Genomic DNA, 7,056 nt, shown 5'->3' with positions numbered 1-7,056 from the left:
CGACATGGACAAACTGCTCGAACGCCAGGCCAAGGTGCAGGATCAACTTGATGCCGCCGATGCCTGGGAGCTCGACTCGCGCCTGGAACTGGCGGAGGAAGCCCTGCGTTGCCCGCCCCCGGAGACCTCGATCAAGCTCCTCTCCGGCGGTGAGAAACGCCGCGTCGCCTTATGCCGTCTGCTGTTACAAAAACCTGATATTCTGCTGCTGGATGAACCGACCAACCATCTTGATGCGGAAACCGTCAACTGGCTCGAGCAGCACCTGCAGCGCTACCAGGGCACGGTAATCGCTGTCACTCACGACCGCTATTTTCTTGACAATGTCGCCGGCTGGATCCTCGAGCTCGACCGCGGCCACGGCATTCCGTGGAAAGGCAACTACTCGAGCTGGCTGGAGCAGAAGCAGGAACGCCTGCGGCGCGAGGAAAAATCTGAGAGCAAGCGTCAGCAGACCCTGCAACGCGAGCTTGAGTGGATCCGCATGTCGCCCAAAGGGCGTCAGGCTAAAGCCAAGGCGCGCATCACCTCCTATGAAAAACTCCTCGGCAATGCTGCCATGGAGAAGGAAAAACAACTGGAACTGTATATTCCGCCGGGCCCGCGCCTGGGTGATGTGGTGGTTGAAGCACAGCAGATCAGTAAAGGCTTCGGCGAGCGCCTGCTCATCGACAATTTGAGCCTCCGTCTGCCGCCCGGCGGCATTGTCGGCGTCATCGGCCCCAACGGCGCCGGCAAATCAACCCTGTTCAAGATGATTATCGGCGAAGAACAGCCCGACAGCGGCAGCTTCAAGGTCGGCGAATCAGTACGTCTGGGCTATGTCGACCAGAGCCGGAAACTCAACCCTGACAAAACCATCTGGGAAGAGGTCTGCGATGGTCAGGATATTATCCAGATGGGTGGCGTTTCGGTCAATTCCCGCGCTTATGTCGCCCGCTTTAACTTCTCCGGCTCGGATCAGCAGAAAAAGGTCGGCGTACTCTCCGGCGGTGAACGTAACCGTGTTCATCTGGCCAAGATGCTGCGCGAAGAGGCCAACGTTCTGCTGCTGGACGAACCAACCAACGATCTCGATGTCAACACCCTGCGGGCATTGGAAGAAGGACTGGAGAACTTTGCCGGTTGTGCGGTCATCATCAGCCACGATCGCTGGTTTTTAGACCGCATCGCCACCCATATTCTCGCATTTGAAGGGGATTCACAGGTGGTGTGGTTTGAGGGGAACTATTCCGATTACGAAGCCGACCGCAAACGTCGCCTCGGCAAGGAAGCCGATCAGCCACACCGGATCAGGTATCGTAGTTTGACCCGGCAATAACAAATTCAGCCAACAAAAGCGGTTGTCCACGGAAAAGCCGACTTTATTTCTTCAACCTGCTCCGGCAAGTAACTGATGGTTGCGCCATGCCCCCACACCGGTCCCGGCCAGGCCGGGTCATCTTTTCGTCGACCGACATGGTGCAGGTGTAACTGGCTGACCACATTACCCAATGCGCCGACATTCAGCTTATCAAACTGCAAGTGGTCCGCCATCCACACTGATAGCTGATGACTCTCGCGCCATAACTGATCACGGTCGGCATGGTCTAGTTGATGAATTTCAGTGATACCCTCACGTCTGGGTACCAGGATTAACCAGGGGTAATGGGCGTTGTTCGACAGCAACAGCTCACACAAGGGCAGGCTTGCAACCGGAAAGGTATCGCGCTGCAAACGCTCATCGAGTTTGAACATGGAATGTCCTTTATGGTGCGGCAAATAAACAGCCTGTCCTCCCCGAGGGCTGCTGTCGGAAGTGACCGGCTGTTACAGGTTGGAAACCCTGGATTCCGGCCTGCGCGGGATTGACGCCCTGTTGATTGATTAACCTCCGAAGCAATAAGTATTGTTCAGATTCGTTTAATCAACCAGCACTGGTGAATCCGTGGATTACGAGCGAAATCCGCAGGCAGGGTCGCAGCTGTGATGTTTTCCAGGGAAAGATCGTCAAAAGCCGCGCCCGCCATCTGGAAAGTGCGCAGGTTGGTAGAAAAAATCAGTTGTCCCTCATCAGCCAGCAACCTCAAGGTATGGCGCAGCAAGTCAACATGGTCACGCTGCACATCAAGGGTTGTCGCCATCGATTTTGAATTGGAGAAGGACGGCGGATCGAGAAAGATCAGATCAAAGGCTCCAACGCACCGAGTCTGCGCCTGTTCAAGCCAGGCCAGGCAGTCGGCCTGAACAAACTCCTGCCGGTTGCCGGCAAAACCATTCAGTTCGACGTTCCTGCGCGCCCAGTCAAGATAGGTGCGCGACATATCGACCGTTGTCGTCGCCGAGGCACCTCCTTTAAGGGCGTGAACCGTCGCAGCGCCGGTATAACCAAAGAGGTTGAGAAAACGCTTGCCGGCCGCCATGGACTGTATTTTCCGGCGCGTCAGGCGGTGATCGAGAAACAGCCCGGTATCGAGATAATCGGTCAAATTCACCAGAAAACGGCAGTTGCCTTCGTGCACCTCTTTCAATATCCCGCGGCGGGCCTGCTTTTCGTACTGGTCGCTACCCTTTTGCTGCCGGCGGACTTTCAGATGAATCTGATCCGGGGTAATGTCCAGTACCCGCGGCAGGGCGACAAGAACATCGCGGATGCGCTCGGCGGCCTTGTCCGCGTCGATGCTGCTCGGCGCGCGATATTCCTGCAGATGCACCTCGTCACCATAAAGATCCACCGCTACCGCGTATTCCGGCAGATCGGCATCGTATAAGCGGTAGCAATCGATCCCTTCACGCTGGGCCCACTTGCCAAGTTTCTTCAGGTTTTTACGCAAGCGGTTGGCAAACATCTCGGCACCGGCAGACAGGGGCTTCTGTGCCACCCGTTGCGCCTTCTCGGTCAGGGATTGCCAGTGATTGTCTGCACTTAAAACAAACTGCAGGAGCTGACATTTCAACGCGCCGTTATAGAGCACATGAATCTTGTCGGCGCGCAGGCCGATGGCACGGCCCAATTCCTTCTCACTGGTAATCACCCCGCCGTGCCACCCCCGGCACTGCTGCGCCATGACCTGACCAAGCTGGTTGTACAGAGGCGTCAGCTCAGCGCTGTTGCCGAGACGCTCGCCGTAGGGGGGATTGGCAATCAACAGGCCGCTGCGAACGCCGGCCGGGGGAATAAATTCCTCCAGACGGCGACGCTCAAAATGAATCAGCTTGTCCATCCCCGCCTGGCGGGCATGATCCCAGGCCGCACGAATCGCCCGTGGATCGGCATCATAACCGACAATCGGCACCTTCAGCGTGCCGACGCCGACCAGATGTTTCTCATCGGCAGCCTGTCGCACCTCCTGCCAGACGCTGGCGTTGTGCTGTTTCCATCCCAAAAACCCGTAGTAGCTGCGCAACAGCCCCGGAGCCGTGTTGGTGGCCATCAGCGCCGCTTCCAACGGCAGCGTACCGGAACCGCAGAGGGGATCCACCAGACCACCGCCGGCTGCGCAAATCTGCGGCCAACCGCAACGCAGCAGCATCCCGGCAGCGAGGTTTTCCTTCAGCGGAGCATGGACGCCGTCTATGCGGTAGCCTCGACGGTGCAAACTTTCACCAGACAGATCAAGGCTCAAACTTGCCTGATCCTGATAGAGATAGAGATTCAGGCGAACGTCAGGGCGCTCGAGGCTCACAGATGGACGTGCCCCGGTGCGGACCCGGAATTGATCGACGATAGCGTCCTTGGTTTTCTGTTCGGCATAGCGCGAGTGATTTATCTGCGATTTACTGATGGCACAATCGATCGCCAGGGTCGAATCCGCATCCATATGCTCCGACCAGTCGACGCCCTGGACCCCGGCATATAGTTCATCGGGATCATTCGCAGCAAACTGCGCCAGCGGCAGCAAGACCCGACTGGCCAGGCGCGACCACATACAGATCCGATAGGCATCCGCCAGGCTCCCTTGACAACTGACCCCGGCCCGTTGCTGCTTGACCCCAATCAATCCAAGGCTGATCAACTCCTCAACCAGCAGTGGTTCAAGTCCGAGGGCGGCGGTAATAAATAAAGGGTGATTTTTATTGTTCATAATGTTCATATGCGGCGGATGTCCAGCCCCTTGTCCCCTAAGTTTTCATTCGCCCGCTTCAGTGCCGACTCACCCGCCAATACCGCCACGGCGCTCTCGCCGTCTTGCAGGTAGCGTTTGGCAACCTGGATCAGGGCAGAGGCATCAACCTTGAGCAGTTGCCGGCGGAAGCCGTTTCGCATGTCCAGCGTAATCCCCCGGCGTAAACAGGCAAATTCGTTGGCGGCCAGACCAGCCGGCGACAGAGGTTTATCGAGATCACTGAACACCGCCAGAATCGCCTCTTCGACGGAAACAGGATCGAATTGACCACGGATGACCCAGTCAATGGCGTCATCAAACACCTGCAGGGTACGCTCCAGGTGCGGATCACGATAGGACATGAGGCTGAACAAGCCGGCGCCACTGTTGTGGCCGGCCATACCACCATAAGCCCCCCCCTTCTCACGGATTTCCCGATGAAGAAACTCCGCTCGCAGCAGACGCGCCAGCACCGTCAATGGTGCGCTGTCAGGATCACTGTAGGGGACGGTTTTAAACACGCGGGCGACATACTGTACCGGCAGGGACCAGACCAGACCGTGGCGCCCCGGTTGCCGATTAAAAGGTTGACGTGCCGCAGGGGCTACCTGCGCGGAGCAACTCAAGCCCTCCAACAGTGTCGCCAGAGCACCTTCGAAACAGGAAAAATGCTGTTCTTCGACGGCGACGGCCACCTGCAGCCGCGCCGGGCTAAACAGGGATTGGGCAATCGACGTCAGCATCGCAGCCAACTCGCCCAGGTCATCAATTGATTTAGCGGCCAACTCACGCACCAGCGCAATCTGCGACAATCCCGACCATTGTTCGCGCCGTTTCGCGGCGGAAGAAAGCCCGGCGGCGGCCATGCGAGCGGCATAGGTATGCCCGGATTGCGGCACCGAGTTTTCCATCGAGACCTGCATCTGACCAAGAACCTTATGCAAATGATTCAAGTCAGAAAAGTCAGGCGTCAGCACAAAGTCCTGCAACAGCCCAAACAGCGGTACAGCATTGCGGATCAGGGCTTTGCCTTTAAGTTCAAAACCGACGTCAAACTGATCAAGATCGGCAGGATCATCGAGCAGTGATGTCCGTGCGGAAATGCCGCCGGTAACCGCTTCCATCGCTTCAGCCATTTCCAGATAAGTGCGTCCGCCGGCACCTATCTGGGTGAGCAGGCTGCTGAACACCGGCAGATAGTTCAACTGTTCTGCGGTCAATCCGGCGATGGAAAAATTCAGGGTCACATAGCCGATGCCGTTGGTCGGCTGATCGAACCAGTAGGTAGCGACCTGACTGTGGTCAACTTTTCGGACGGTCACCGGCGTTTCCTGCGCCGGGATGTCAGCAAGGGTCAAGGTCGGCAGACAGGACAAATCCTCCGGTGCTTCCTGCGCATCTTTAAGCTGTTTAGCTTCTGCCACCAAACTCTGCCGATCTTCTTCGGTGAACTGCTGCTGCCTGGCATCAAGAGTGGCACGGATCGCCGCTTCCTGACGCGCCCCCATGTCAACATCGGGCTGTAACACCAGGGTGATGCGGTGGGGGTTATCAAGTAGCCATTTACGCATCAGCCCCTCGAAAAAACCACCCTGTTCCACTTCCTTACGTAACCGCCCCAACTGCTCGGAAAAATTCAGCACATCCAGCGGATCGCCACCGTGCAGCCAGGGGCCGAACAAGCGCATCAGCAATAACAGGGAATACGGGTAAGAATCGCCGCTTACCTCGCGGGTTGAAAACTCAAGGCGATGGATAGCTGCCTCTATCCGCTCGGCAGCAAACCCTGTCCGTGCCACCTGCTCCAGGGTTTCAATAATCAGTTTTTCAATCGCCTGGCAATGCTGTGGCTCGGTGCCCTGCAACCCGACCGAAAAGAAGGTATTACGGTAATCATCGTGATAACCGGTGGCCGGGGTCAGATTGGCACCCAGACCCGAATCCAGCAACGCCTTGTACAAAGGAGCGGCCGGTGTTCCCAACAACAGTGCGGACAACAGATTCAACGACAAGCGCTCATAACTGTCATTGATATCGACCGTCAGCCACGCTAATTGTACCATTGTACGTTTTTCCAGGGGTTCGCCCGGATCAAGGGGATAAAACTCGCTCACCTTGATAGGCTCTGGCAGGTGCTGCTCCAGCGGCACTTCACTGTCGGGATCAATCCGCTCAAAACGCTGCAGCACCCGGTCTTCGATAATACCCAGCAGTTCAGCCAGATCAAGGTTGCCGTAACTGAAAAACCAGGCATTGCTCGGATGATAATAACGCGCATGGAAGTCGCGCAGCTGCTGCCAGGTCAGGGTCGGGATGTCTTCCGGCTCACCGCCGGAATTGTGACGATAGGTGGTGGTTGGGTAGAGATGACGGGTCAGGCGCCGGCCTAACAGGGACGAGGGGTCGGACATGGCCCCCTTCATTTCGTTGTAGACCACCCCCTTATATTCCAGCGCTGATGAGGGGTTATCCATTTCGGCGAATTCCAGACGATGCCCTTCCTGGCGGAAGTCCCGTTCGAGCAAACGCGGGAAAAAGGCCGCATCCAGATAAATATCCAGCAGGTTATGAAAATCCTTGCGGTTCATGCTGGAGAACGGGTAGAGGGTCCAGTCACTGGCGGTCATGGCGTTCATGAAACTGTTGAGGCTGCGCTTGAGCATGGAGAAAAACGGATCGCGCACCGGAAAACGCTCCGAACCGCACAGCACCGTGTGCTCCAGGATATGCGCCACGCCGGTCGAATCATCCGGCGGGGTACGAAAGCCGACGCCAAACAGCGTATTGTCATCATCGCGCACCAGATGCATAAAACGCGCACCGGTTTTCTCATGGCTCAAGCGCACCATGGTTGCATTGACATCGGGCAAATCATCAACCTGGTCGACAACAAATCCATGAAACTGCTGACCGGGGGTAAAATCGTGTTGTTGCATAAAAACTAACCTCTTTGTTGATGGTTTCAGTGTGC

4 protein-coding genes are annotated in these 7,056 nt (G+C 56.8%); 1 reads left to right on the top strand and 3 read right to left on the bottom strand.

Annotated features, from left to right (window positions below; all coding sequences use genetic code 11):
* Nucleotides 1-1,321, top strand: a 1,321-nt coding sequence (ettA, locus tag AC6F7T_RS09145) for an energy-dependent translational throttle protein EttA (RefSeq protein WP_500718085.1), incomplete at its 5' end; no start/stop codon positions are given.
* Between the two features lie 5 nt (nt 1,322-1,326).
* Here ettA and AC6F7T_RS09140 read toward each other — a convergent pair.
* From AC6F7T_RS09140 to AC6F7T_RS09130, 3 genes are all read right to left on the bottom strand, one after another.
* Entirely contained in the window at nt 1,327-1,737 is a 411-nt protein-coding gene (locus tag AC6F7T_RS09140) for an HIT domain-containing protein (protein ID WP_500718082.1), read from the bottom strand.
* A 155-nt stretch (nt 1,738-1,892) separates the two neighbouring features.
* A complete protein-coding gene (gene rlmKL, locus AC6F7T_RS09135) occupies nt 1,893-4,073 on the bottom strand; it encodes a bifunctional 23S rRNA (guanine(2069)-N(7))-methyltransferase RlmK/23S rRNA (guanine(2445)-N(2))-methyltransferase RlmL (protein ID WP_500718080.1) in 2,181 nt (726 codons plus the stop codon).
* Complete coding sequence (locus AC6F7T_RS09130; RefSeq protein ID WP_500718077.1) at nt 4,070-7,021, bottom strand: insulinase family protein; 2,952 nt, start codon at nt 7,019-7,021, stop codon at nt 4,070-4,072. The genes rlmKL and AC6F7T_RS09130 overlap by 4 nt, the downstream gene beginning before the upstream one ends.
* Nucleotides 7,022-7,056 lie beyond the last annotated feature (35 nt).

This window comes from Pelovirga sp., assembly GCF_059864205.1.
Note: the sequence above shows the minus strand (reverse complement) of the source record. Positions and strands in the feature narration are given on the sequence as shown.